Source organism: Microbulbifer sp. SE14, from assembly GCF_059834885.1.
In genome coordinates this window covers 82,328-108,418 of the sequence record NZ_JCBAJA010000016.1, presented here as the reverse complement: position 1 = coordinate 108,418, position 26,091 = coordinate 82,328, and the positions used below count along the sequence as shown (strand labels likewise).

The window sequence follows — 26,091 nt, the reverse complement described above, 5'->3', positions numbered from 1 at the left end:
TGCCCTCACGCAGCGCCTTGACAGCGGCATCCATATCGAACGTAGGTTTGGTCATGAGTCATCTCTTTTTTGCGTATGGTAAAGAAATGACACAGAATTCTGAACACTACCTACAATGATGACAATTTTGACGATTACGAAAATGGATACTATTTCAAACGCAGAGAGACGGAACAGTTGACCATCGGTGGCGGTTATCACTGGCTGTGGCCGTCCGGTTGGAGTGTCACCGCCAGTGCAGGGCTGCAGTATCGACGGGATAGCTACAGAAATAACTACGCTCCTTGGCGTTATGGGCCGGGCGCTATGGATAAAGAGACGGTAGAGCTGGTCTTGGGGCTTGCGGGAGGATACGCCTTCTAATTGTATTGAAAGATCGCGATCAACGTCCGCCATCAAGGAAGCGCCAATACATAGAATGTTACCGGAATATGCAGGCCTCCGCCTCGTCATCGTAGCGGCCACCGGCATCCAGGCAGCGGTCGACCTGCCAGAACTCCGCGTATTGCATCCGCACCAGCAGCAGCGCGCCCAGGGCTATCAGCACCAGTCCGGCCAGGGTGGCCTTGCTGCTCCATCGCAGGCGGGCAAAGATCAACAGCAGCAGGCCGGCGGGGATCAGCAGTATGCCCGCCAGGACCAGCAGGTGTTCGAGAAGTGATTCGATCATCCCAATGGGTATAGCACCCACCGGCGTAGACGGGCTTACTACGGCAGAGGCCGGGTGCGCCCGCGGTCGTCTATGGCCACGAACACGAACTCGCCCTCGGTGACCTTCGCCTGCTCGCCGGAGTCCACTCGGGTCAGCCAGACCTCCACCATGGTGCGGATGGAGGAGCGGCCCACTTCGAGGGCCTCGGCGTAGCAGCTGACGGTGGAGCCTACCGGTACCGGGCGCAGAAACACCATGCTGCCCACCGCGACGGTGGTGACGCGGCCGCGGGCGATACTCTGGGCCAGGATGGCGCCGGCCAAGTCCATCTGCGACATCAGCCAGCCGGCGAATACGTCTCCCTGGGGGTTGGTGTCCCGGGGCATGGTCTGGGTCTGCAGGGTCAGGGTGCCTGTGGGCTGGGGGTTCTCATCGAGTGCGGACATCGACTGCTCACGAATTGTTAGATTTATTGGCTTCCGCGGCATTGCGGGTGGCGCATTCTAGCACAATCTGGCCAGCTTTTAGCCAGTCGCCGAATGCAAAAATCCGGCTCAGTCGATGATCTGTTCGAGCAGCTGGTCCCAGTCGATCGCGATGCCGGGCAGCTGGATTGTCTCCGTCCGGCCCTGTAGCTCACTGATGTGCGGGCGGCCGTAGCGCCCGTCTTCCAGCCGGTAGATGGCCAGTGTTTTGTCGGTGGGGTGCACCAGCCAAACTTCCGGCACGCCGGCGCGTTCGTAGGCGGTCAGTTTGCGGGTCTGGTCGTAGCCGGCGGTGCCGGGAGAGAGGATCTCGACTATCCAGTCGGGGGCGCCGCGCAGGCCTTTTTCATCCACTTTGTCCCTGTTGCAGATTACCAGCAGGTCCGGCTGCACCACCGTGTCCACCAGCTCGTCCGCCTCGTCTCCCTTGGGCAGGCGCACGTCGAAAGGAGCAATGTAGACACGGCAGGGTTTGTCCTCCAGAGCGCTGCGCACCTGAAAGAGCATTTCCACAATGAATTCCTGATAGAGCGGAGCGGGCGCAGGCGACATTGCCTCGGGCGAAGACAGCAGATACGCGACTCCATCGATCAGCTCATAGCGCACGTCATCCGGCCAGGTCAGGTAGTCGGCGTAGGTGTGATATTCGTTGTCGCGCCGTTGCAGGGCCATGAATACACCTCCGGTGCGGGTATCACCTAAAGCCTAAGGGCGCCCCGCCCCTAAGACAAGCGCTCCGGCAGCCAGGTCGCCAGCTCCGGCCACAGCGCCAGGGCGCAGAGCAGCAGCAGCTGTATCGCGATAAAGGGCACCACCCCGCGGTAGATGGCCCCGGTGGCCACCTCCTCCGGCGCCACGCCGCGCAGGTAGAAGAGCGCGAAGCCGAAGGGTGGCGTCAGGAAGGAAGTCTGCAGGTTGATCGCGATCATGATGCCGAGCCACACCGGGTCCAGGCCCATGGCCAGCAGCACCGGGCCGACGATGGGCACCACGACGAAGGTGATCTCGATAAAGTCGAGGATAAAGCCGAGCAGGAAGATCACCACCATCACCAGCAGGGTCGCGCCGACCACGCCGCCGGGCAGGCTGTGGAAGATGCCGGTCACCAGCTCCTCGCCGTCGTAGCCGCGGAATACCAGTGAAAACAGCGAGGCGCCGATCAGTATCGCGAACACCATGGCGGTGACCTGCAGGGTGCTGCGCCCCACCTCGCCGGCGCGGGCCCAGTTCAGGGCGCCGCGGCTGTAGGCCAGAATGCCGGCACCCAGGGCGCCGACTGCCGCCGCCTCGGTGGGTGTGGCGGCGCCACTGATGATCGAGCCCAGCACCAGCAGCATCAGGGCGATCGGCGGCAGCAGGCTCTTCAGGGTCTCCCCCAGATCCACGGATTGGCTGTCGCCGGCCGGTGCCGCGGCCGGCTCGCGCCGGGCGACGAACAGCAGGTAGACGATATAGGCGGCTACCAGCAGCAGGCCGGGCACAATCGCGCCGATAAACAGGTCGCCGACGCTGACCGGCTGCGGGTTGAAGATGCCAGCGGACAGCTGCGCCTGCTGGTAGGCGTTGGAAAGGGTGTCGCCGAGCAGCACCAGGGCGATGGACGGCGGGATTATCTGCCCCAGGGTGCCGGTTGCGCAGATGGTGCCGGTGGCGAGCCTGGGGGAATAGCCGCGCTTGAGCATGGTGGGCAGGGACATCAGCCCCATGGTCACCACCGTGGCGCCGACGATTCCGGTGCTGGCGGCCAGCAGTGCGCCGACCACCACCACGGATACCGCCATGCCCGCGGGTACCCGCGCGAAGACCCTGGCCAGGTTGACCAGCAGCTCCTCGGCGATGCGCGCCCGCTCCAGCATCACACCCATCAGCACGAACAGCGGCACCGCCATCAGGGTGCCGTTCTGCATGATGCCCCAGAGTCGGTCGGGAAAGGCGCGCAGCAGCTCCGGGTCGAAAATGCCGGACACTATGCCGAGACCCGCCGCCAGCAGCGCCGTGCCGCCGAGGGTGAAGGCCACCGGGTAGCCGAACATCAGCGCCGCGCAGACAGCGGCGAACATCAGCAGCGGAATCAGCTCCATCACGCGCTGGCCTCCTCTATCTCGGGGCGGGAGGCCGCGGCGGGCGTCGCCGGTGGCATACCGTCAGCCGGCTCCATCATCAGCTGCGCCAGGGCGCGTAATATTTGGGCCAGGCCGGCCAGGGCCAGGGTCAGGGCGGAAAGCGGAATCAGGCTCTTCAGCAGGAAGACCCCGGGCAGGCCGCCGGCGCTGGAGCTGGACTCCAGCACCGCCCAGCTGCTTGCGGCGAACTGCCAGCTGCCCATCAGGATGAAGGCGCACACGGGCAGCAGGAACACCAGGGTGCCCACGGCGTTGACCCAGGCCTTGCCGCGCGCGCCCATACGGCGGTAGAAGACATCCACACGCACATGGGCATCCGTGAGCAGCGCATAGGCCAGGCCCAACATAAAGGCGGCGCCGTGCAGGTAGACGACAGCGTCCTGCAGGGCCACCGAGCCGCCGCTGAAACCGTAGCGCAGTATCACCACGGCGCTCTGCAGCAATACCATCGCCAGGGTGAACCAGCCGAGCAGCCGGCCGGCACCGCTGGCCAGCCGGTCTAGGGCGCGCGCGCCCCGGAGCAGTAGGGACATGGGGAGATCTCTCAGTACATCTTATTCTTGTCAGTCAAAGCCTACCGCCTCGGCGGATCCGGCGCCAGCTGTGCAATCCTGCGATTTGTAACCTTTTTGTCATCTTTCATTCATAGAATCGTCACCCGTTGTTCCTAGCATCGCCGCGTGAAACAAATACACACACTGGAGTTATCCATGAACAAACGCCCCGTTGCCAAGAAAATAGTGGCCACGTCCCTGGCGGCACTGACCATCGCCGCATCCCAGGTGGCCCTGGCGGCCCGCGATCATATCAGCATCGTCGGCTCTTCCACCGTATACCCCTTTACCACCACCGTGGCCGAACGCTTCAGCCGCGTGACCCAGTTCAAGACTCCGGTGGTGGAATCCACCGGCACCGGCGGTGGCATGAAGCTGTTCTGCCAGGGCGTGGGCGAGAGCACCGCCGACATCACCGGCGCCTCCCGCCGTATCAAGCAGTCCGAGCTGGACATGTGTAAAGACAACGGCGTCGAAGTGGTGGAAGTGCAGGTCGGCTACGACGGCATTGTGCTGGCCAACGCCAAGAGCGCCGAACCCTTCGAGCTCTCCCGCAAGGACATCTTCCTGGCCCTGGCCAAGGAAGTGCCCAACCCGGACGGCTCCCAGACCCTGGTTGAGAACCCCTACAAGACCTGGAAGGACGTGAACCCGGCCCTGCCCGCGCACAAGATCGAAGTGCTGGGCCCGCCCCCGACCTCCGGTACCCGCGACGCCTTTGCCGAACTGGCGATGGAGGGCGGCTGCAAGACCTTTGATTGGATCGCGGCCAAGAAGAAGCAAGACAAGAGCGCCTACAAGGCGATCTGCCACAACATCCGTGAAGACGGCGCCTATGTGGAAGCCGGCGAGAACGATAACCTGATCGTGAACAAGCTGGCGGCCAACCCGAATGCCCTGGGCATCTTCGGCTTCAGCTTCCTGGACCAGAACGCCGATAAGGTGCAGGGCTCCCTGATCGAAGGCAAAGAGCCGACCTTCGACTCCATCGCCGACCAGAGCTACCCGGTGTCCCGCCCGCTGTTCATCTACGTGAAGAAGGCCCACGCCGACGTGGTTCCGGGCATCAAGCAGTTCCTGGCCGAGTTCACCAGCGAGCGCGCCTGGGGCGAGGACGGCTACCTGGCTGACAAGGGCATGATTCCGCTGCCCGCCGCCAAGCGCCAGCAGGTGGCCACGGATGTGCGCAAGATGAACGCGCTCTCCAACCTGGCGAAAAAATAAGTCGGGAACAAGACGTAAATGGATTTACCGGCCAAGCCCGAGAGGGCTTGGCCTTTTTATGTATCTGCCGTTTCAGAGCGGCCATGCAAACGCAATAAAAAGTCCGGATAATGCCGGCAAACTCATTGTTTGAGCGAATCGATGCAAACCCCGACCCTGTTCGCCCTGCTGTTGCTGCTCATTCTGGTAGCCTACGGTACCGGCTTCAGCCGCGCACTGGCGGCGGCCCGCAGCCGCGGCGGCATGCGCAACCTGTCCTCGCTGCCCAGTTATTACGGGCTGCACACGGCGCTCTGGTGCGGCCTGCCGGCGCTGCTGCTGCTGGGCGCCTGGCTCGCCTTCGACGATGCGATCATCCGCGCGCTGGTGATGAACGGCATCGCTGACAAGCCGGACACCATCGCCGGACAGAACCTGCTCTACGCGCAGATCCAGAACCTGGCCGCCGGCCACCTGTTCGGCGAGGCGCCGCCGGAGGTGCAGGCCGCCGCCGAGCGCCTGAGCAACCTGCAGAGCGGCTCGCGTAACCTGCAGGCGGCGCTGAGCCTGATCCTCGCCACCGGCCTGGGCGCCTTTGCGGCGCTGCGCTTCTCGCCGGAACTGCGCGCGCGGGAGAAGGTGGAAAAGGTATTGCGCGGCGTGCTGATCACCTGTGCCTGCGCGGCCATCTTCACCACCATTGGCATACTGCTGTCGGTGCTGTTCGAGTCCCTGCGCTTCTTCCAGTCGGTGCCGATTACCGAATTCCTGTTCGGCCTGCACTGGAGTCCGCAGATGGCTCTGCGTGCCGACCAGGTGGGTTCCAGCGGCGCCTTCGGTGCCGTGCCCCTGTTTACCGGCACCCTGATGGTGTCGGCGATAGCGATGTTCGTGGCGGTGCCGGTGGGCCTGATGTCGGCCATCTACCTGGCCGAATACGCCAGTAAACGGGTGCGCGCCCTGGCCAAGCCGGTCATCGAAATTCTCGCCGGTGTCCCCACGGTCGTTTATGGCTTCTTCGCCGCCCTGACGGTGGCGCCCTTCATCCGCGACCTGGCGAATGCCATGGGCCTGCAGGCCTCCAGCGAGAGCGCCCTGGCCGCGGGTCTGGTGATGGGCATCATGATTATTCCGTTCGTGTCGTCCCTGTCCGACGACGTGATCAACGCGGTGCCCCAGTCCCTGCGCGACGGCGCCCTGGGCCTCGGCTCCACCCGTTCGGAGACGGTGCGCAAGGTGGTCATTCCCGCCGCCCTGCCCGGCATCGTCGGCGGCGTGCTGCTGGCGGTGTCCCGCGCGATCGGCGAGACGATGATCGTGGTGATGGCCGCCGGCCTGGCCGCCAACCTGACCGCCAACCCGCTGGAATCCGTTACCACGGTGACGGTGCAGATAGTCACCCTGCTGGTAGGGGACCAGGAGTTCGACAGCCCCAAAACCCTGGCCGCCTTCGCCCTGGGCCTGATGCTGTTCCTGTCCACCCTGGTACTGAACTTTATCGCCCTGCACGTAGTGAAAAAATACCGGGAACAGTATGACTGATTCGACCCAAAGCAATCTGACGCAGGAGCAGGTGCGCGAGCGCATAGCGCAGCGCCTCGCCAGCCGCCACCGCAAGGAAAAACTCTTCCGCGGCATGGGCATCGCCAGTATCGCCTTCGGCGTGCTCGCGGTGGTGGTGCTGTTCACCGACATCATCTCCAAGGGCAGCGGCGCTTTCGTACAGAGCGCGATCGAATTGCGCGTGCACTACGACCAGCAGGTGCTGGGCATCGACAAGGTGGACGGCGAGAGCCTGGCCTGGGCCAATTTCGATGGCGTGATCCGCGAGGCGCTGCAGCAGCGTTTCCCCGAAGTGAGCGGGCGCCGGGACAAGCGCGAACTCTACAGCCTGGTCTCCACCGGGGCGCCCTTCACCCTGCGCGATCGCCTGGCGGCCAATCCGGAACTGCTCGGCAAGACCGAGACAGTCTGGCTGGCCGCCGACGACGATGTGGATACCTTCGTCAAGAGTCTGGACGACTCCAAGGAGGGCTTCCGCGGCCGCACCTCGGAGCAGAAGGCCGGCTGGATACAGCAGCTGCTGGGCAGCGGCGAACTGAAGAAGCGCTTCAACAGTACCTTCTTCACCAACGGCGACTCCCGCGAACCGGAGCAGGCCGGCATCCGCGCCGCACTGATGGGCTCCCTGTTCACCCTGCTGGTGACCCTGGCGCTGTCCTTCCCCATCGGCGTGGCCGCGGCCATCTATCTCGAGGAGTATGCGCCCAAGAACCGCTGGACCGACCTGATCGAGGTGAACATCAACAACCTCGCCGCTGTGCCGTCCATCGTCTTCGGCCTGCTGGGCCTGGCGATCTTCATCAACTTCTTCGAACTGCCGCGCTCGGCGCCGCTGGTCGGTGGCCTGGTGCTGACGCTGATGACACTGCCCACCATCATCATCTCCAGCCGCGCCGCGCTGAAGGCGGTGCCGCCGTCCATCCGCGAGGCGGCCATGGGCATGGGCGCCTCGCGCATGCAGGTGGTCTTCCACCATGTGCTGCCGCTGGCCATGCCCGGCATGCTCACCGGCGCCATCATCGGCATGGCCCAGGCCCTGGGCGAGACGGCGCCGCTGCTGATGATCGGCATGGTGGCCTTTATCGTCGACGTGCCCGGCGGCATCACCGATCCGGCCACGGTACTGCCGGTACAGATTTTCCTCTGGGCCGACAGCCCCGAGCGCGCCTTCGTCGAGCGCACCTCCGCCGCGATCATGGTGCTGCTGAGCTTCCTGATCGTAATGAATACCAGCGCTGTGCTGCTGCGCAAGAAACTCGAGCGCCGCTGGTAGCGGCCGGTGCTAAGATAACGGGATTGTTTATGAACACCATGACCCTGGACGCCGCCGGGCAGGCCGAGCCGGCAAAACCCGAATCAGTGGAAAGAAAAGCTGTGGATACCCGGACCAAGGTGCGCGAAACCGTCGGCAAGCCGCTGTGCGACGACGCCAAGCTGCGCATGCGCAACGTCAATGTCTTCTACGGCGAGACCCAGGCGATCCACGATGTCAGCCTGGATATCGGCCGCAACGAGGTGGTGGCGATGATCGGCCCGTCCGGCTGCGGCAAGTCCACCTTCCTGCGCTGCCTGAACCGCATGAACGACACCATCGAGGGCTGCCGCGTCGAGGGCGAACTGACCCTGGACGACGAACCCATCTACGGCCCCAGGGTGGATGTGGTGCCGCTGCGCGCGCGGGTGGGCATGGTGTTCCAGAAGCCGAACCCCTTCCCCAAATCCATCTACGACAACGTCGCCTACGGCCCCAAGATCCACGGCATCGCCAGCCGCCGCGCGGAACTGGACGAGATCGTCGAGAACAGCCTGCGCCGCGCCGGCCTGTGGAACGAAGTGAAGGACCGCCTCGACAAGCCGGGCACCGGCCTCTCCGGCGGCCAGCAGCAGCGCCTGTGCATCGCCCGCGCCATCGCCGTCAGCCCCGAGGTGATCCTGATGGACGAGCCCTGCTCGGCCCTGGACCCCATCGCCACTGCGCGCATCGAGGAGCTGATCGACGAGCTGCGCGAGAACTACACTATTGCGATAGTGACCCACTCGATGCAGCAGGCCGCGCGGGTCAGCCAGCGCACCGCCTACTTCCACCTGGGCCACCTGGTGGAGGTGAACGATACCGAGACGGTATTTACCAACCCGCAACACGAATTGACCGAGGCCTATATCACCGGCCGTTTCGGCTGATTTAGAGGGAGACCATTATGGAAATGCATTTCGATCAACACATCTCCCGTCAATTCAACGAGGACCTGGAAAGCATCAAGACGGAGATGCTGGAAATGGGCGGCATGGTCGCCCGCCAGGTGGCCGACGCCGTGGACGCCCTGTCCAATGCCGACAGCGAGCTGGCGGAAAAGGTGCTGCGCGTCGAGGAGGAGATAGACCGGCGCGAGATGGCGCTGGACGAGCACGCCACCCTGATCATTGCCAAACGCCAGCCTGCCGCCTCGGACCTGCGCATGGTATTGTCGGTCACCCGTATCGCCCGCGACCTGGAGCGCATCGGCGACGAGGCCAGCAAGATCGCCAAGATGGCCATAGCGCTTACCGACGAGGGCACCGCGCCGCGGGGCTACACCGAGATTCGCCATATAGCCAATGCCGTGCGCAAGATGCTCAACGACTCCCTCGACGCCTACACCCGCTTCGATGTCGAATCGGCGATGGACACCCTGGCAGAGGACGAACAGGTGGATATGGACTACCGCACCGCGGTGCGCGAGCTGATCACCTATATGATGGAAGACCCGCGCAGCATCTCCCGCGTGATCAACGTCCTCTGGACCCTGCGCTCCCTGGAGCGCATCGGTGACCACGCGAAGAATATCTGCGAGCAGGTGGTCTACCTGGTAGAGGGCGCCGATATCCGCCACGGCCACGAGGACAAGCTGAAAAAGGCCTGATAATTTTCGGGACTCGGGACTCGGGACTCGGGACTCGGGACTCGGGACTCGCTGTAGGAGCCTGCTTGCAGGCGAATTAAAATGGCCGCGCTACGCGGCCATTTTTTATGGGAGAAGGCGCATGAAATATATCTTCGAGGTTCGCGTCAAAGAGGGCCACACCGCCGAGGAATACGCTAGAGCCTGGGTGCGCGCCTCCGAACTGATCCAGCGGGCCCCGGGAGCCTGCGGCACCGAACTGCGCCGCAAGATCGGCGACCCCAACACCCTGATCGCCATCGCCAGCTGGGAAAGCAAGGCGCACCGGGATGCGATGGAGACACAGCACGATTCAAAAATCGACGAGATCATCCGCAGCGCCGCGCCCTTCGTCGAAGTGCGCCCTATCGGAGAGTTCGAGGAGCCGGAGTGGGTGGTTACACCGCCGGCCGGGAAATGAAAGCGGTCGATAACAAGTAAACTGGGGCACCGTAACTGCAAGCCCGGCAATTCAACGCGGTTTTGCGACCTGCGTCTCGGTTGCGACGCGCCCGAGTCTACAGTTTGTAAACTGCAGCAGCTAGAATCCCCCCTTCGCTAAAAACAATCCAATAAACGGTGGAGTTCTTATGAAAAAGTTGCTTTTGCTCTTGGGGTTGGCAGGTCTTCTCGGCGGTTGTGCAGCAAATCCGCCGGTATCCGAACTGCGCCAGGGCGTTCAAAATGTCGTATTCGTTCAGAATGGCACAGAGCCGGTACGCTATTCCACCGGTGTTATCGACACCTCAAGCTTCTGGGCCAACTACGGCGGTGGAATGAACGGCCTCATGTGGGATGCCATAGCCGCAAAGGAACAGAAAAAACAACTGAGTAAAGCGGAACAGAACGCGCTGATGGTCAAATCCCTGTACGGCGAGCACGATCTGGCGCCGACCGTCTACCGGGAAATCATGCCGAAACTCGCTCAGGCCTGGGGCCAGCCCTACGATCCGGTCGAACTGGTGGTGCTGGACAAAGAACTGGCCGTTGTGGAAGAGGGCCAGCTGAAAAACTTCAAGACCGATGCCGACCTGGTACTGATGCTGGAAGTGAACAATATCAACCTCACCGAGCGGTTTTCCATGGGAGGCGCCTTCGCTGCCGGTTTGACCATGGGCACCAACACCAAGTCCCTGACCACCGAAGCCAGCGTGGTGATGCGCGCTTTCAAGCCGTCGCAAACCAGTCCCGGCAGCTACGAGATGGCCTGGGAGCGGGCCTGTGGCCCGAACTACACCACCATGAAGACCTCCTACACCATGGAGGAACTGCAGGAAAAGCCGGCCCTGATGCAGGAGGTTCTCGACGAGGCCAAGGCCCAGGCCGTCGAGGGATGTACTAATATGCTGGCAAGTCTGGAGTAGCATTGTGAGCATCGAGAACAGGCCCCGCTCGGGGCCTTTTCTTTTTGTGCACACACTTTCTTGCCAGTTCATTTACCGTTCAGGAAAAATCATTACAATGCGCGGCTCCTGTTGGAAACAAGGTAAAACAAGGAAATTGTGATGAAATTCAAATTTGCCGCCCTGCCCCTGATGGTCTTCGCCGCTTCCGCCGCCGCGGAGCAATACACCTCCATCTCAGAGGCCAACTACACCAATACCGAATATTCTTCCACCGATACCGATCAATTCGATATTGGCACCACTTATTTCTTTGCTCCCAAGGAAAGCCTGGGCCCGCTGAAGGAATTTGAATACATCAACAAGGTAACCAACATATCTGCCGGTTACAGCTACCTGGATTTCGAAGGCGGTGACGCAGATGTCCTGGCCGTCGGCGGCGAATACTTCACGGCCAGTGGCTTTGTTTTCGGAGGTTCCTATTCCGATGCCAGTTTTGAATCTGAGTTTCAATCGGAAGATTCGGACAGCCACACCCTGTCAGCGGGCTACCTGTTCACCCCGGACTTCCTCGCCCAGGTGCACCGTGTGAAGGCCGAAGGTGGCGATGCCGTTTATCTTGCGGACCTTCGCTACAACCATCGCCTGAGCGGCAACGACTATATCGGATTCAACTTCGTCGCCGACGACGAATTCGACAGCCGCACCCTGTCTTCCAAGCTCTTCAAGGACCTGGGCGGTGACACCTGGTTTGTAGCCGATGCCAGCTATACCAGCAACGATGACTTTGAAAATGCCTGGGACATCGGTGCCGAGTACTACTTCAGCAAGGAGACTTCCGTTTTCGCCGATTACAACAAGGCCGAAACCTTCGAGCTGGGTGTATCCCACTTCTTCAACCGCAATGTCGCCGGCAAGCTGGCCTACAGCACCAACAGCGATACCGACGTTGATGCCTTCCAACTGGGCGTAACCGTTCAGCTCTGATCGCCGGCTTCCGTCGGAAACAAAAAGGGCCGCATCGCGCGGTCCTTTTTTGTTTTTGCTGTTGCGCTATCCCCTGTTGCTCAGCGCCTGCATCCGCGCCTGCGCCTTGCTGCCGATATCCCCGCCGGCACTGGCCGCGGTCTGGTAGTGGCTGTAGGCATTTTTCACATTGCCCTGTTTTTCGTACACCTGGCCCAGGTAGTAGTGGGCGTGGGGCGTCTCCAGGTAGCGCAGGGAGCGGTTCAGGTCCCGCTCCGCGGCGGTGTAGTCATTGAGCTGGGCGCTGATCATGCCGCGCTTGAGCCAGTTGGAGAACAGGCCCGGGTTCTTCTGTACCGCGCGGTCGTAGGCGGTGTGTGCACTCCGGTACTGCTTCTTGTGGGCGAGCAGGTCGCCCTCCAGCGCGTAGAAGGCCGCCTCCTGGGGTTGCTGCTTCTGTGCCTGACGCGCAAGGACCAGGGCGCGGTCGTATTGCTTGTCGTTGATGGCCGCCATGGCGTCGTCGTAGCTCTTGTAGGCGTCGGCGTCGCGTTTCAGCTGCCCTATGGCCTTCTGGTAGGCGGCGCGGTTGGTGGCTCCGCCCTTCGGCAGCTGTCGGGCGTGTTCGATATTCGCATCCACCCGCGCCTGGGACGGCGGGTGGCTGGCGAAGAGTGCCTGCAGGCCGCCGGCCTGCCTGCCCTTGGACAGCTCGACAAACTTGCGCTGCAGCCGCACCGCGCCCTGGGGATCGTAGCCGGCGGCGGCCATATATTTCATGCCGTACCGGTCCGACTCCAGTTCGTTGCTGCGCCCGTAGCGGGCGATATAGGCGGAGCCGCCCAGCTGGCCGCCGAGGGTCACCAGGTCGCCGTAGGCGGTCTCCCTGGTGGCGGCGCCGAGCACGGCCAGGCCGGCGCCCAGCACCTGCTGTTGGGACATGGCGGCGGCGGCGTGGCGCGCGGCGGCGTGGACTATCTCGTGGCCGAGCACTGCGGCCAGTTCCGCCTCGTCCTCCAGCAGTACCAGCAGGCCGCGGTTGACCGCTATCTTGCCGCCGGGCAAGGCCCAGGCATTGGGTACCGAGTTGTTCAGCACCACGAACTCGTAGGGCAGCTGCGGCTGGTCGGATACCTTTGCCAGCTTCTGGCCGACCCGGTTCACATAGGTCTGCAGTGCCGGATCTATGACGTACTGGCCGCCCTGCTGCTGCTGGTTGATCGGGTACTGCTGCTCGCCCAGCGCCAGTTCCTGGCCCGGCGACATCAGCGACAGCTCCTTCTCGCCGGTGACCGGGTTGACCGCGCAGCCGGCCAGCAGTGATGCGGCCAGAGCGGCTGTGGCTGCGGTGAATTTGAGTGCGCGCGAGATCATCGCCTCCTCCCTGTATACTATTCGGTTTTACAGCGATCCATTTTACACGGTCCGGGAAGCAAGGTTATGACGACACTGCAGGTTATCGAGTTGTTCGCCGGTATCGACCCCGACGGCGAGCCGGTGGTGGAGCGGCTGCAGGTGCGCGTCAACGAGGACAACAGCTGCCAGCTGGTGCGCTCTCCGGCCTTTATCAAGGGCATTGCCAGCGGCGACACCATCAAAGTAGACAGGGACAAGCAGCAGTTCGAGCTGGTCAGGCGCTCCGGCAACCTGGCGATCCGCGTCTTCTGTCGCGGCGACAGCACGGCCCTGTCCGACCAGCTGACACCGCAGCTGGAGAAGCTCGGTGGCGAGCTGGACATGGAGAGCCCGCGCCTGCTGGTCTACTCGATCCACGTCAGCTGCGGCTTCGACAAGATCGAGGAAATCCTCAACAGCGCCTGCGATGGCGCCAACAGTGTCTGGTACTACGGCAATGTCTACGACCCCCAGGACGGCCAGACGCCACTGAACTGGTGGCAGGACATCCTTAAGCCGGAATAAGTTCAAGTCCGAGTAGCTATTTCAACTAAGGAATCCGATGTTAATCGTTATCTCCCCGGCCAAGACCCTCGACTACGAGAGCGATATTCCATCCCTCGAAACCACCCAGCCGGACTTCCTGAAGGAATCCGCGGCGCTGATCAAGGAGTTGCGGGAGCTGAGCCCGCAGCAGATCTCCAGCCTGATGAAGATCTCCGACAAGCTGGGCGCGCTGAACTACGACCGTTTCCAGCAGTGGAAGCGCCCCTTTACCGGGAAGAACGCCCGCCCCGCCCTGCTCGCCTTCAAGGGCGACGTCTACACGGGTCTCGAGGCGGAGACCATGGGCAAGCGGGATTTCAATTACGCGCAGAAGCACCTGCGCATGCTGTCCGGCCTCTACGGCCTGCTGCGACCGCTGGACCTGATGCAGCCCTACCGGTTGGAAATGGGCACCAAATTCGAAAATAGCCGCGGCAAAAACCTGTACGACTTCTGGGGCGACAGAATCACCAAAGCGCTGAATGAGCAGCTGCGCAGCCTCAAGAGCAGGGAGCTGGTCAACCTGGCCTCCAACGAGTACTTCAAGTCGGTGCGGCCCGACGTGCTGGATGCGGACATCATCACCCCGCACTTCAAGGACCTGAAGAACGGCCAGTACAAGATGATCAGCTTCTTCGCCAAGAAGGCCCGCGGCATGATGAGCCGCTGGGCCATCGACAATCGGGTGAAGAAGGCCGAAGCACTGAAAGGCTTCGACGTGGCCGGCTATGTATTCAATGCCGAGATGTCCAGGGGCACCGACTGGGTCTTTACCCGCGACGAGGCGCAGTGATGGAGCTTCCTGACGCGCCGTCCTGCGCGCACAACCGCGAACCGATACTGGAGCAGCTGCGCCGCCTGCTGACGGACAGCCGCCAGGTGCTGGAAATCGGCAGCGGCACCGGCCAGCACGCGGTCTACTTCGCGCCCAGGCTGCCGCACTTGACCTGGCAGACCTCCGACCGCGCGGAAAACCTGCCGGGTATCCGCGCGTGGCTCGAGGCGGAGCCGGCGGACAACCTGCCGCAGCCGCTGGAACTGGACGTGAACGGCGACTGGCCGCGGATCGGCGTCGACACTATTTTTACCGCTAACACCCTGCACATCATGTCTGCGGACTCGGTGCGGCAGTTCTTTGACAGGTTGCCCCGGGTTTTGCAGCCGGGTGGGCTGTTGCTAGTCTACGGACCGGTGAAAATCGGCGGCGAATACATAGGCCCGACCAATGCGGACTTCGACCTGTGGCTGAAGGGGCGCGATCCCGCAAGCGGCATCCGCGACCTGGAGTGGTTGGACGAACTGGCACTCGCCGCCGGCCTGGCGCGCGAGGAACTGAATTACCTGCCGGCCAACAACCAGCTGCTGGTCTGGCGCAAAACAGAAAAGGGGAGCTGAAATGCCCGAGTGGTTTGAAACGACTGTCGTCATCGCCTTTGCCATAGCGGCGGTATTTTTCTTTGCCAAGTACCGCGAGACGGCCGCCGCGTTGCACGAGAGCGAGCGCATGAAGAAACGCCTCTCCAACGATCTGGATCGCTACCGCGACATGCCGCGGCTGCGGGCCCTGCGCGATGCCCTCGTGAGCGTCGATGCCCTGCCGGTGGACGACGAGGGCCACGAGCACCTGCTGCTGCGCGACGGCGACCTGCAGCTGCACCACCTGACCCTGCGCCGCCAGTGCAATGCGGTGGGGGAGGGGGAAAAGGTCACCTATACGAAAGACGGTGAGGAAGTGGTGCTGGAGGAGTTGCAGTAACACTCCGCCGTAAACAGTAGGAGCGGCCGTTGGCCGCGATTGGATTCCAGAGGGGGCTGAAAGATCGATCGCGGCCATCGGCCGCTCCTACATTGGGTTCCCGGGTCTCGGGAACCTTCAGGCGGCGGTCACCGATCCCAGCTTCCGCGTCGGGAAGTGCAGGGTAAAGGTGCTGCCACGCCCCGGCGTGCTGTCGACGCTCATCTCGGCGCTGTGGCGCAACAGCACGTGCTTGACGATGGCGAGGCCCAGTCCGGTGCCGCCGCTGTCGCGGGAGCGGCCGGCGTCGACGCGGTAGAAGCGCTCCGTCAGGCGCGGGATATGGATGGGGTCTATGCCGATACCGCTGTCCCTGACCGAGAAATGCCCCCCTTTCCCATCCACCCACCAGCGCAGTTGCACGGGCCCGCCGGCGGGGCTGTATTTTACCGCGTTCAGCACCAGGTTGGCGAAGGCGCTGTGCAGCTCGGTGGCATCGCCGGTGATGGTCGCGTCCTGTTCGCAGTCGACACTGATCTCGTGGCGCCCGCCGCTGAAGCTGCGGGCCTCCCGCGCCACCCGCTCCATCAGCTCACTTACCGGCACCCGCTCGCGGCCGCTGTCCCGCTCCGAAGTCTCCAGGCGCGCGAGCAGCAGCAGGTCGTTCACCAGGGTCGTCATGCGCGCGGTCTGCTCGCCCATCTGCGCCAGCGGCCGCCGCCAGCTCTGCGGCGCCTGGCCGCTGCCCTCCAAGGTCTCCAGGTAGCCGGCGATCACCGTCAGCGGCGTGCGCAGTTCGTGGGACACATTGGCGACGAAGTCGCGGCGCATCTGCTCCAGGTTGTGCAGGCGGGTGATGTCGCGGACGATCACCAGAGCCTCGTCCTGGCCGTAGCGGGTCACCTCCAGCTGCAGGATGCGCGCGTCGTTACCCGGGGCCGGCAGAGTCAGGGGCCCGCGCGCGTCCCGGCGGTGCATATAGCTGACGAAACCGGGATCGCGCACGAAATTGACCAGCGGCTGGCCGGCGTCGCCGGGCTGCAGCCCCAGTAGTTCACCGGCAGCGGGGTTCCACCAGGCCAGGTTGCCGTCGTCCTCAAGCGCCACTATGCCCTCGCGCAGCGCGCTGGTGCTGTCCTGCACGCGGCGCAGCATCGCGTGCAGCTTCTGCTTCTCGCGCCGGTGGCGGCGCTGCAGGCGATAGAAGTCGTCGGAGATTTCGCCCCAGATGCCAAAGGCGGTGGGGGCGGGGCCGCGGCGGCCGTTGGCCAGCCAGCGGTTGAAGCGGCTCTGCTGCCAGAGTACCCAGCCCAGGTAGACCGCCAGGGCGACGGCCAGGGACAGCAGCCAGTGCCCGCTGGCGAAGCCGAAGATGGTGCAGCCGAGGGCGATCACCAGGAAGCGCGAGAACTCGCCGATACTGCGATCCAGCATAGAGGTGCCGTTCTAGTTTGTAGATGAATAGCACTAAGTTAAGCTGCCGAAGCCTCCGAGTTGGCACGATGCAAGGCCCTGCTGCCGGTGGCCGCCCGGCAAATATTTACCGATGAGGTTTTTTGTCGGGCGGCCACCGGCAGCAGGGCCGATCGGAGTCTTTCACCTGTCGGCACTCGCGGCCTAGCTTAGTGTGTTCAGTTTGTGGACAAGTGCGAATTTGCGCGAAATCTTACACTTTTTCCGCGGTCTGCACAGAAAAGCGGTAGCCGGTGCCGCGCACCGTCTGGATATAGCGGTCGTGGCCGTCCACGGCCAGCGCCTTGCGCAGGCGGCGGATATGCACGTCCACGGTGCGCTCCTCCACATAGACATTGCCGCCCCAGACGTGGTCCAGGAGTTGGGTGCGGGTATAGGCGCGCTCCTGATGGGAGAGGAAGAAGGTCAGCAGTCGGAACTCGGTCGGCCCCATATCTACCGCCTGGCCGTTGATTGTGACCCGGTGGCTGAGGGGGTCCAGCACCAGGCCACCGGCGGTCAGCGGCTCCTCCGGCGCGGCGGGGCCGGCGCGGCGCAACACGGCCTTCAGGCGCGCGACCAGTTCCCGCGGAGAGAAGGGCTTGGTGATATAGTCGTCGGCGCCCGTCTCCAGGCCCTTGATCTTGTGGTCCTCCTCGCCCTTGGCGGTGAGCATGATGATCGGCAGGGCCGAGGTCAATTCATCGCGCTTCAGACGGCGGGCCAGTTCCACGCCGGATACGTCCGGCAGCATCCAGTCCAGCAGTATCAGGTCGGGCTTCTCGTCGATGACCAGGGCGTGGGCCTCCTGGGCGTTCTCCGCTTCGATAACGCGGTAGTCCGCCATCTCCAGCGCCACCCGCAGCATATCGCGCACCGGGGCCTCGTCGTCGACTATCAGGATCGTCTTGCTTTGCATCTGCCTGCCATATCCGCCAGATTCTTTCTGTTTATGGCCGAGGATTTAACGGCATTTTCGTTACAAATATATGACGGGTGTAAAGCGATCCCCAGCATGGTGCGCTAAACGAGCAGGAAGTGGAAGAAAATTCCCGAAAATATCGCCGCACCGACCCAATTGTTACTCAGGAAGGCGCGAAAGCAGGCATCTCTTTCCCTATCCCGCACCAGCCACTGCTGGTATGCAAACAGGGCTGCGGCGGCGGCAAGGCCGGCATGGAAGGCAGTGCCCAACTCGAAACGCTGGCCCACCAGCAGCAGCGCAAACAGCACCATCAGCTGCAGGGCGCCGGTCATGGCCCTGTCCAGCTCGCCGAACAGCACGGCGGTGGACTTGACCCCTATCCTGAGGTCGTCGTCCCGGTCCACCATCGCGTAGAAGGTGTCGTAGGCGACGGTCCACAGCAGATTGGCCGTGTACAGCAGCCAGGCCAGGGGCGGCACCTCACCGGTGGCGGCGAAGGCCATCGGGATGCCCATGCTGAAGGCGGCCCCCAGCACCACCTGTGGCAGGTGGGTGTAGCGCTTGGCGAACGGATAGCAGAAGGCCAGCGCCACCGCCGGCAGCGACAGCAGTACCGTCAGTCTGTTGGTGGTCAGCACCAGCGCAAAGGCGACCAGGCTGAGCCCCGCGAAGAGCGCCAGGGCGCCGCGCGGCGTGACACTGCCAACGGCCAGCGGGCGCGCTGCGGTGCGCTTCACATGGCCGTCGATATGGCGGTCGGCGTAGTCGTTGACGGCGCAGCCGGCGGCGCGCATCAGCAGTACGCCGAGGGTGAAGACCGCAAACAGGTGCAGACCCGGCCAGCCGCCGGCGGCCAGCCACAGGGCGGACCAGGTGGGCCACAGCAGCAACAGCGAACCTATGGGTCTGTCCAGGCGCGCCAGCTGCCAGTAGGGCAGTGCGGCGGGCCAGCGCTGGGATAGTTGTTGGCTGATCACGGCAAACTCTCTTTATATTCTCTCTGCTTGTTCTGTCTCGGCGGCTGCAGTTTTCACCTGCGGCCCCTGCGCGGGGCGGAAAGCACTGAGGAAGGTCTCGGCCACCAGCAGCGGCTTGTCCCGCAGCCAGAAAGTGGAGCGGCGCCCCCAGGCGCTGTCGCCCTCCCCGGCCAGTTGGCCCAGCTGGCAGCGCGGATTGCGGCTCTGCTGGTTCAGCACTATAGGTCCGCGGCGGATATCCGGCTCGCTGAACAGCAGTTCCCCCAGTGGGCGGCTGTCGAGGCTGCGCAAATAGCGGGACCTGCCCTGCAGGCAGCGCTCCGGCAGCACGCTGCGGGCGTAGACCCAGGGCCGGCCGCAGCCGTACAGCAACACCTCCCGCACCAGTGCGCGGCTGCGGTCGCGCAAGTCCAGCGCGCGCCGCTCCTCCAGCCGCGGCTGCTGCCAGCGCTGGCTCAGCACCTGTACGCGAAAGTCGCCACCGGACAGTTGCTTCAGCGCCGCGGTCAGCGAGCCGGGGTGCAGCAGCCAGGGCAGCAGCGCCGGCGGCGGCTGCCGGTGCAGGGATTCCAGTGGCTGGGCCAGCCAGTCGCCATTCGGCTCGAAAGGCGATTCAAAGGGAGATTGGTACAACTGCAACTCCGCGATTTTGCAAAGGGGCATTGTAAATGCGGAATGCGGAATGCGGAATTGGGGGTTGCTCATTCCGCATTCCGCATTCCGCACTCATCATTTGATATAGTGCTCGGCTGCTTTATAACAACGAAACCGAAGAGAGTCTGTCCATGGGTCTCACCACCAGAATCCTGATCGCAATGCTGGCCGGCATTGTCGTCGGTGTACTGTTCAACTTCCTCAATACCAGCCAGCTGCTCGGCAGCGGCGTCACCGGTGCCATCAACAGCTACCTGACCGGGGGGCTGTTCGATATCGCCGGCCGCATCTTTATCGCCTCGCTCAAATTGATGGTGGTGCCGCTGGTGCTGGTGTCGCTGGTGTGCGGCGCCTGCGCCCTGTCCGAAGGGCACCGCATGGGCCCGCTGGCCGGCAAGACACTGGTTCTGTACCTGTTCACCACCGCCGCTGCCATCACCCTGGCCCTGTGCATGGCGCTGATCATCCAGCCGGGTGTGGGTGTGGACGTGGCTCCCGGTGGTGCCTTCGAGCCGAAGGAGTCGCCGCCCCTGTCCGATGTGCTGGTGAACATATTTCCCACCAACCCGGTGGCCGCGATGGCCCAGGGGAATATGCTGCAGATCATCGTGTTTGCGCTGTTGATGGGCTATGCGATTTCCCGCTGCGGCGAGCCGGGCCGGCGCGTTGCCAGTTTCTTCAATGACCTCAACGAAGTCATCCTGCGCATGGTGGGTGTGCTGATGGTCTTCGCTCCCTACGGCGTCTTCGCGCTGCTGGCCAAGACCTTTGCGGAACTGGGTGTGGAATTCATCCTGGACCTGGGCGTGTACTTCCTGGTGGTGCTGGGCACCTTGCTGCTGCACGCCTTCGGCGTCTACTCGCTGCTGCTGAAGCTGCTGTCCGGTCTCAATCCGGTGGAGTTGTTCAAGAAGATGCGCCCGGCGCAGGTGTTCGCCTTCAGCACCGCCTCCTCCGCGGCCACCCTGCCGGTGACCCTGTCCACGGTGGAAAAGCGCTTGGGCGTGGACAACAAGGTGGCGGCCTTCACCATTCCCCTGGGGGCCACCATCAATATGGACGGCACCGCGATCATGCAAGGGGTGGCCACGGCCTTTATTGCGCAGATGTATGGCATAGAGATAGGCCTGGCGGGTTACCTGACCGTGATACTGACCGCGACCCTGGCCTCCGTCGGCACCGCCGGCGTGCCCGGGGTGGGCCTGATCATGCTGGCGATGGTGCTGCAGCAGGTGGGCCTGCCGCTGGAGGGCATCGCCATTGTGATGGGGGTGGACCGGCTGCTGGATATGGTGCGCACCGCGGTCAACATCACCGGCGATGCAGTAGTGAGCACCATCGTCGCCAGGAGCGAGGGTGCCCTGTCTGAGGAGACATTCAACGACCGCAATTACAACAGCGTCGCCGACGGCGGCGGTGCGGTGAGCCCCCAGTAGCGGGCAACTACAGGGGGCGCTTTGCGCCCCGGCTCAACCGGACAGCAGATCCCGCAGTTCGTCGGCCTCCAGGTCGTCCTCAATTTCCTCGACAATCTCCTCCACCATCTGCGACAGCGCCAGCTTGATGGCCTCCTCGGTACTGTCCTCGGTCGCGCCGCCATTTTTCGGCGACATGACCCGGTATTTTTCCCGGATCCTGAATTTGGCGATATCCAGTCTCTGTTCGCGCAGCGGGCGCTCGGCAAAGCTCTTCAGCTGGTAGCGGAAGCTGCCGGACAGTTCCACCGTGCCCCGCTCCAGGTCGTAATCGTCCCCGGTCTGCAGGTCGCTGAGGTGCTTGATTACGGTCAGGTCCAGCGCGCTGTGCAGGGACAGCAGGCCCTCTCTTTCCACCAGTGGCACTTCCTCCTCGACGAAAAACGCCCGCAACCGGGAGTAGAGTTCATCGTGCAGGTGCTGCTGGTACTTGCGCAGCGCGGCATCCTTCATCGAACTCAGGCTGCCGCCTTCGCCTGCCTGGGCCAGCAGCAGTGCCAGGTTGGCGCTGTTGACCGGCATGGGCACGTCGAGGTGGATCTCGGCGGGGGCAATAGTGAGGCTGGGGCTCTGGCCATCGGCCAATCCCGGGAAACCGTCCTGGGCGGCGGCGGAGAAAGAAAAGTTCAGCAGGCCGGCCAGCGCCAGTGCGCGGGCAGTCAATCTCATCATCGGACTCTCCCTGAGTTTTATTTTTATACCGGGCGAATCGATTTCGCTCCGCAATGCCTTCTAAGGCAGCCTAAGGCTGCCACTACCCTGGAGAGAGAGCAAAATATTTGATGATTTTGGCGCCATTTTTACGCTTCTGTGACTCTCTGTATTGAAAGGTCGGGGGCTTTCCTGTCGCCCTATTCCGGGGCCGCCATTTCGCGCAGCCGGTCCGCCTCCAGCTGGTCCTCGACGCGATCCAGCAGCCGCTGCACCATTTCCGCCAGCGCCCGCTCTATCGCGGCATCGGTGCTGTCCTCGGCCTCGCCGCCGTCGCGGGGGGTCTTCACCCGGTACTTTTCCCGCACGCGCAGGTCGGCGATATCTAAGCGCTGGCCCTGCAGGATTGTGCCGGCGGTGTTCTTCAGCTGGTAGTGGAAGTCGCCGGACAGCTCCAGTGTGCCCCGCTCCATCTCGAAGCTGCCGGAGGATTTCAGGTCGGTGAGCTGTTTGCTGACGGAGATATCGAGAAAGCTGTGCAGGGTCAGGAAGCCATCCCGCTGCACCAGTGGCACTTCCTCGTCGACAAAGAATTCCTGCAGGCGGTCGTGCCATTCCCGTTGCAGTCGGGAATTGAACTTGCGCGCCGCCTCCTCCTTGAGCGCGCTGAGGCTGTTGCCGCTGCCCGCCTGGGCCAGCAACAGGGCCAAGTCGTTGCCCTGTACCGGCGTGGGCACATCCACGGCGATTTCCGCCGGCGCCAGGGTCAGGCTGGGATTTTTTTCGTTGCCGCCAAAGCCGAGGAAGCCACCCTGGGCATAAACGGCGCTGTCCGCGGAAAAGAACAGAAAACCGGCAATGAGCAGTCTGCGCAGTAATCGGTATTGCACGAGGCTCTCCCTGAGATCTCTCATCGTTATCGCTGTTTTACTCGAAACGTGAGTTTGAGTACTGGCGTTTTTATTTTTATCGGGTCGATGATATCAGGCTGCCATTGGAGCGGGTACAGCGCAAAAGTTTTGGTGACTGGAAGGGGGGGTGGTTTTGAGTCGGGACCTGCGGGTCGGCGGTGAAAGGCGTTGATGCGATAGCTGGCTGCACGGTGTGAGGGCCTGTCACTGGAGGCCATTTGGCAAATGTTTACCGATGAGGTTTTTTGGCCAAATGGCCACCAGTGGCAGGGCCGCTCGAAGCCCTGGCAGCAGGTCAGGCCTCGGCGAAGCGCGGCTTGTTCTGCAGCCAGCGCCGGATCAGCTGGCGGCGCTGGTCGTCGGTCAGTTTCGGGGAGGCGGCGATCCGCTGTACCTGGGGCAGCAGCTGCGCGTCCCGCTGCAGGTCGGCGATGCGGTGCTGTATCTCGCCGGTCTGGCGGGTGCCGAGTATCTCGCCGGGACCGCGCAGGCGCAGGTCCTCCTCGGCGATGGCAAAGCCGTCGCTGTGCTGCCTCAGCGCTTGCAGGCGCGCGCGGCCGTTCTGGGATAGGGGCGTGCCGTACAGCAGCACGCAGTGGCTGGCGATGGAGCCGCGGCCGACGCGGCCGCGCAGCTGGTGCAGCTGCGCCAGGCCCAGGCGCTCCGGGTTCTCGATAATCATCAGGCTGGCGTTGGGTACGTCCACGCCCACCTCGATCACCGTGGTGGCCACCAGCAGGTCCACCTCCCCGGCCTTGAAGGCGTCCATGACCCGCTCCTTCTGCTCCGGCTTCAGCCGCCCGTGCACCAGCGCCACGCGCACGCCGTCCAGGGCCTCGGCCAGCTCGCTGGCGGTGACCTCGGCGGCCTGGGCCTGCAGGCTCTCGGACTCTTCGATCAGGGTGCAGACCCAGTAGGCCTGGCGGCCCTCGGCCACGGATGCCGCCACCCGTTCCACCACCTGGTCGCGGCGCTCGTTGGAGATGGCCACCGTGTTGATCGGCTGGCGCCCCGGGGGCAGTTCGTCGATCACCGAGCAGTCCAGGTCGGCGAAGGCGGACATGGCCAGGGTGCGCGGAATCGGCGTCGCGGTCATGATCAGCTGGTGCGGCTGCAAGCGGCCTGACAGACCGCTGGCGGCGCCCTTCTCGCGCAGCTCCAGGCGCTGGCGCACGCCGAAGCGGTGCTGCTCGTCGATAATCACCAGGGCCAGGTTGTGGAATACCACTTCAGGCTGGAAGAGTGCGTGAGTGCCCACTATCAGTTGCGCCTCGCCGCTGGCTATCGCCGCCAGTTGGGCGCGGCGCTCGGCGGCCCTGAGACTGCCGGTCAGCTGGGCGACGCCGATACTCAGCGGCTCCAGCCAGCCGCTGAAATTGCGCCTGTGCTGTTCGGCGAGAATCTCGGTGGGGGCCATCACCGCCACCTGGGCGCCGGCGCCTATGGCCTTCAGGGCCGCCATGGCCGCCACCAGCGTCTTGCCGGCGCCCACATCCCCCTGCAGCAGCCGCATCATCGGGCGGCTCTGGGCCAGGTCTCCGGCAATCTCCGCGCAGACCCGCTGCTGGGCGCCGGTGAGCGAAAACGGCAGCCGGGCGAGGAAGTCCCGCTCCAGGGCTCCGTTGGCCGGCAGCGGCAGTGCGGAGACGGCGGCGCTGCTGCGCCGCAGTTCCAGCAGGCTCAGGTGATGGGCCAGCAGTTCCTCCAGTGCCAGTCGCTGCTGGGCCGGGTGCACCCCCTCCGCCAATTGGGCCAAGTCGGCACCGGCCGGGGGCGAATGCAGATACTGCAGCGCACCTTTCAGTGGGTAGCGCATAGACACCGGCAGGAGTTCCGCCGGCAGTAGCTCTGGTAAGGGTAGCGCGACGCCGCCGCTGTCGAGCATGGCCAGCGCCTGCTGCACCAGGCCGCGCAGGCGCAGTTGGGTGACGCCCTCGGTGAGTGGGTAGACAGGGGTCAGCGTGTCCGGCCTCTCCTGCGTCTCGGCGCCGACGATTTCGGTCTCAGGGTGGTATAGCTCCAGGCCGGCGGCACCGCGGCGCGCCTCGCCGAAGCAGCGCAGGCGCACGCCGCGGGCGAAGCGGTTTTTCTGTGCGGCGGTGAAGTGGAAATAGCGCAGGGAGATGGTGCCGCTGCCGTCCTGCAGTTTGACCATCAGGCTGCGGCGGCGGCCGAAGACCACATCGGCGGCGCGTACCTCGCCCTCGATCACCGCGTCCACACCGGGCATCAGCGCGGCGATGGGTGTAATCCGCGTGCGGTCCTGATAGCGCAGTGGCAGGTGGAACAGCAGGTCCTGCACGGTGGCGATATGCAGCCTGGCCAGCACCTGGGCGAACTTGTCTCCCACGCCCTTGAGCGCGGTGATCGGTGTCTCGGCAAGGTTGTTTACCCGTCGCTCTGTGGGCACTGGTCTCTCTTCCTCACTCCATTGGCGCTGGCCTGGGTGCCCCCAAGTCAGCGCTCCGATTGACCCCGCTGCCGGTGGCCTTCCTGTTTCTGTTTATTCCTCGCTCAATTGGCACTGGCCTATGGCTTCGCGCAGTATGTCGATGGCCCGGTGGCGCGGGAAGCTGGCGCGCCAGGCCAGGGCCACGGTGCGTTGCGGGCTGGGCGGCGCGAAGGGGCGGGTTTCCAGCAGTCCGCTGGCGTACTGGGACGCGGTGGCGGCGGACAGGGGCAGCACGGTGATGCCGAGGCCGGAGGCCACCATATGCCGCAGCGTTTCGAGGGAGCTGCCATCGGCGGCAGTGCGGATATGACCATTGCCCGCCTCCCGCTCGATCGACTGCTGCAGTTGTGGGCAGGCTTCCAATACCTGGTCGCGGAAGCAGTGGCCCTCGCCGAGCAGCAGCACATTGTCCCGGGACAGCTGCTCGGGGGTGATAAATTCCTCCGCCGCCAGCGGGTGGTCGGACGGCATCAGCACCACGAAGGGCTCGTCGTAGAGCGGCTGGGTCACCACGTCCGGCTCGGTGAAGGGCAGCGCTATGATGATCGCATCCAGCTCCCCCTTGCGCAGCCGCTGGCGCAGCGTGGCTGTGTAGCCCTCCTCCACATAGAGCGGCATGTCCGGAGCCAGTTTCTGCAGCTGGGGGATAAAGTGCGGGAACAGGTAGGGGCCTATGGTAAAGATGGCGCCCACCGACAGCGGGCTGGCCAACTGGTCCTTGCCGGCGCTGGCGATATCCTTGATCGCTGCGGACTGCTCAAGCACCAGCTGCGCCTGGGCGACGATGCGCTCCCCCAGCGGTGTCGCCTGAACCCGGGTCTTGGAGCGTTCGAACAGCGCAACGCCCAGTTCTTTCTCCAGCTTCTTGACCGCGATCGACAGGGTCGGCTGGCTGACGAAACAGCGCTCGGCGGCGCGGCCGAAATGCTGCTCCTGGGCCAGGGTCACTATGTAGCGCAATTCATTGAGAGTCATGGCATAGACAATTAGCTGCTTGCAGGTAATAGCAATTATTCATAAATAATAGCCGCTGGCCAACGGCGAAATGTGACTGGGGATATTCACGGTGTCGATTAGAAAATTTTGCTATTTGCGGGACTGATTCGGCGAT

27 protein-coding genes are annotated in these 26,091 nt (G+C 63.7%); 13 read left to right on the top strand and 14 right to left on the bottom strand.

From position 1 onward, the window contains the following. Positions 1 to 421: 421 nt before the first annotated feature. From AC6R19_RS12990 to AC6R19_RS12970, 5 genes are all read right to left on the bottom strand, one after another. On the bottom strand, positions 422 to 670 hold the full coding sequence (locus tag AC6R19_RS12990; RefSeq protein ID WP_500580247.1) for a hypothetical protein: 249 nt from the start codon (positions 668 to 670) through the stop codon (positions 422 to 424). Positions 671 to 708: 38 nt separating this feature from the next. Then, the gene (locus AC6R19_RS12985) at positions 709 to 1,098 is read right to left on the bottom strand and encodes an acyl-CoA thioesterase (protein WP_500580246.1); all 390 of its coding nucleotides are present in this window, start codon (positions 1,096 to 1,098) and stop codon (positions 709 to 711) included. Positions 1,099 to 1,206: 108 nt separating this feature from the next. Continuing rightward, positions 1,207 to 1,809, bottom strand: coding sequence for a Uma2 family endonuclease (locus tag AC6R19_RS12980; protein WP_500580245.1), 603 nt, complete (start codon positions 1,807 to 1,809; stop codon positions 1,207 to 1,209). A 50-nt stretch (positions 1,810 to 1,859) separates the two neighbouring features. Next, entirely contained in the window at positions 1,860 to 3,221 is a 1,362-nt protein-coding gene (locus AC6R19_RS12975; protein ID WP_500580244.1) for a TRAP transporter large permease, read from the bottom strand. Continuing rightward, on the bottom strand, positions 3,218 to 3,793 hold the full coding sequence (locus AC6R19_RS12970) for a TRAP transporter small permease subunit (protein WP_500580243.1): 576 nt from the start codon (positions 3,791 to 3,793) through the stop codon (positions 3,218 to 3,220). Before AC6R19_RS12970 ends, AC6R19_RS12975 begins: the two co-directional genes overlap by 4 nt. Positions 3,794 to 3,970: 177 nt before the next feature. Here AC6R19_RS12970 and AC6R19_RS12965 point away from each other — a divergent pair, with 177 nt between their 5' ends. The 8 genes from AC6R19_RS12965 (at position 3,971) to AC6R19_RS12930 (ending at position 11,828) form a co-directional block, all read left to right on the top strand. Next, a complete protein-coding gene (locus AC6R19_RS12965) occupies positions 3,971 to 5,038 on the top strand; it encodes a PstS family phosphate ABC transporter substrate-binding protein (protein WP_500580242.1) in 1,068 nt (355 codons plus the stop codon). A gap of 141 nt (positions 5,039 to 5,179) precedes the next feature. Continuing rightward, entirely contained in the window at positions 5,180 to 6,559 is a 1,380-nt protein-coding gene (pstC, locus tag AC6R19_RS12960; protein WP_500580241.1) for a phosphate ABC transporter permease subunit PstC, read from the top strand. Continuing rightward, positions 6,552 to 7,853: a phosphate ABC transporter permease PstA gene (pstA, locus tag AC6R19_RS12955; protein ID WP_500580240.1), complete on the top strand. Its 1,302-nt coding sequence runs from the start codon at positions 6,552 to 6,554 to the stop codon at positions 7,851 to 7,853. The genes pstC and pstA overlap by 8 nt, the downstream gene beginning before the upstream one ends. Before the next feature lie 167 nt (positions 7,854 to 8,020). Then, positions 8,021 to 8,761 carry a phosphate ABC transporter ATP-binding protein PstB gene (gene pstB, locus AC6R19_RS12950; RefSeq protein WP_500580249.1) on the top strand — a complete coding sequence of 247 codons (741 nt, stop codon included), beginning with the start codon at positions 8,021 to 8,023 and terminating at the stop codon, positions 8,759 to 8,761. A gap of 17 nt (positions 8,762 to 8,778) precedes the next feature. Next, positions 8,779 to 9,480, top strand: coding sequence for a phosphate signaling complex protein PhoU (gene phoU, locus AC6R19_RS12945; RefSeq protein ID WP_500580239.1), 702 nt, complete (start codon positions 8,779 to 8,781; stop codon positions 9,478 to 9,480). A gap of 121 nt (positions 9,481 to 9,601) precedes the next feature. Continuing rightward, entirely contained in the window at positions 9,602 to 9,919 is a 318-nt protein-coding gene (locus AC6R19_RS12940; RefSeq protein ID WP_500580237.1) for an antibiotic biosynthesis monooxygenase family protein, read from the top strand. A gap of 169 nt (positions 9,920 to 10,088) precedes the next feature. Next, a complete protein-coding gene (locus AC6R19_RS12935; RefSeq protein ID WP_500580236.1) occupies positions 10,089 to 10,862 on the top strand; it encodes a hypothetical protein in 774 nt (257 codons plus the stop codon). Positions 10,863 to 11,003: 141 nt separating this feature from the next. Next, on the top strand, positions 11,004 to 11,828 hold the full coding sequence (locus AC6R19_RS12930; protein WP_500580235.1) for a putative porin: 825 nt from the start codon (positions 11,004 to 11,006) through the stop codon (positions 11,826 to 11,828). A gap of 66 nt (positions 11,829 to 11,894) precedes the next feature. On the opposite strand, the gene AC6R19_RS12925 is transcribed toward AC6R19_RS12930, so the two are convergent. Beyond that, positions 11,895 to 13,181: a M48 family metalloprotease gene (locus tag AC6R19_RS12925; RefSeq protein ID WP_500580234.1), complete on the bottom strand. Its 1,287-nt coding sequence runs from the start codon at positions 13,179 to 13,181 to the stop codon at positions 11,895 to 11,897. A gap of 66 nt (positions 13,182 to 13,247) precedes the next feature. On the opposite strand from AC6R19_RS12925, the gene AC6R19_RS12920 reads away from it, so the two are divergent. Genes AC6R19_RS12920 through AC6R19_RS12905 form a run of 4 tightly spaced genes read left to right on the top strand, consistent with a single transcriptional unit; the run spans position 13,248 to position 15,504 of the window. Beyond that, on the top strand, positions 13,248 to 13,727 hold the full coding sequence (locus AC6R19_RS12920) for a DUF4265 domain-containing protein (protein ID WP_500580233.1): 480 nt from the start codon (positions 13,248 to 13,250) through the stop codon (positions 13,725 to 13,727). Between the two features lie 37 nt (positions 13,728 to 13,764). Beyond that, positions 13,765 to 14,541 (top strand): peroxide stress protein YaaA, encoded by a 777-nt coding sequence (yaaA, locus tag AC6R19_RS12915; RefSeq protein WP_500580232.1) that lies wholly within the window; start codon positions 13,765 to 13,767, stop codon positions 14,539 to 14,541. After that, positions 14,541 to 15,143, top strand: a complete 603-nt coding sequence (locus tag AC6R19_RS12910) for a DUF938 domain-containing protein (protein ID WP_500580248.1) — start codon at positions 14,541 to 14,543, stop codon at positions 15,141 to 15,143. The genes yaaA and AC6R19_RS12910 overlap by 1 nt, the downstream gene beginning before the upstream one ends. Before the next feature lies 1 nt (position 15,144). Then, entirely contained in the window at positions 15,145 to 15,504 is a 360-nt protein-coding gene (locus AC6R19_RS12905; protein WP_500580231.1) for a hypothetical protein, read from the top strand. A 117-nt stretch (positions 15,505 to 15,621) separates the two neighbouring features. On the opposite strand, the gene phoR is transcribed toward AC6R19_RS12905, so the two are convergent. The 4 genes from phoR to AC6R19_RS12885 form a co-directional block, all read right to left on the bottom strand. Beyond that, positions 15,622 to 16,917 (bottom strand): phosphate regulon sensor histidine kinase PhoR, encoded by a 1,296-nt coding sequence (gene phoR / locus AC6R19_RS12900; RefSeq protein WP_500580230.1) that lies wholly within the window; start codon positions 16,915 to 16,917, stop codon positions 15,622 to 15,624. Between the two features lie 232 nt (positions 16,918 to 17,149). Beyond that, entirely contained in the window at positions 17,150 to 17,854 is a 705-nt protein-coding gene (phoB, locus tag AC6R19_RS12895) for a phosphate regulon transcriptional regulator PhoB (RefSeq protein WP_500580228.1), read from the bottom strand. Positions 17,855 to 17,958: 104 nt separating this feature from the next. Further along, positions 17,959 to 18,837: a 4-hydroxybenzoate octaprenyltransferase gene (ubiA, locus tag AC6R19_RS12890; protein ID WP_500580227.1), complete on the bottom strand. Its 879-nt coding sequence runs from the start codon at positions 18,835 to 18,837 to the stop codon at positions 17,959 to 17,961. A 12-nt stretch (positions 18,838 to 18,849) separates the two neighbouring features. Then, positions 18,850 to 19,470 (bottom strand): chorismate--pyruvate lyase family protein, encoded by a 621-nt coding sequence (locus AC6R19_RS12885; RefSeq protein ID WP_500580226.1) that lies wholly within the window; start codon positions 19,468 to 19,470, stop codon positions 18,850 to 18,852. Between the two features lie 152 nt (positions 19,471 to 19,622). On the opposite strand from AC6R19_RS12885, the gene AC6R19_RS12880 reads away from it, so the two are divergent. Beyond that, positions 19,623 to 20,927 (top strand): dicarboxylate/amino acid:cation symporter, encoded by a 1,305-nt coding sequence (locus tag AC6R19_RS12880; RefSeq protein WP_500580225.1) that lies wholly within the window; start codon positions 19,623 to 19,625, stop codon positions 20,925 to 20,927. Between the two features lie 33 nt (positions 20,928 to 20,960). Here AC6R19_RS12880 and AC6R19_RS12875 read toward each other — a convergent pair whose 3' ends face one another. The 4 genes from AC6R19_RS12875 to AC6R19_RS12860 form a co-directional block, all read right to left on the bottom strand. After that, positions 20,961 to 21,638: a hypothetical protein gene (locus AC6R19_RS12875; RefSeq protein WP_500580224.1), complete on the bottom strand. Its 678-nt coding sequence runs from the start codon at positions 21,636 to 21,638 to the stop codon at positions 20,961 to 20,963. A gap of 179 nt (positions 21,639 to 21,817) precedes the next feature. Next, entirely contained in the window at positions 21,818 to 22,507 is a 690-nt protein-coding gene (locus AC6R19_RS12870) for a hypothetical protein (protein ID WP_500580223.1), read from the bottom strand. Positions 22,508 to 22,823: 316 nt separating this feature from the next. Further along, the gene (gene recG, locus AC6R19_RS12865; protein ID WP_500580222.1) at positions 22,824 to 24,938 is read right to left on the bottom strand and encodes an ATP-dependent DNA helicase RecG; all 2,115 of its coding nucleotides are present in this window, start codon (positions 24,936 to 24,938) and stop codon (positions 22,824 to 22,826) included. A 93-nt stretch (positions 24,939 to 25,031) separates the two neighbouring features. Further along, positions 25,032 to 25,955: a hydrogen peroxide-inducible genes activator gene (locus tag AC6R19_RS12860; RefSeq protein ID WP_500580221.1), complete on the bottom strand. Its 924-nt coding sequence runs from the start codon at positions 25,953 to 25,955 to the stop codon at positions 25,032 to 25,034. Positions 25,956 to 26,091 lie beyond the last annotated feature (136 nt).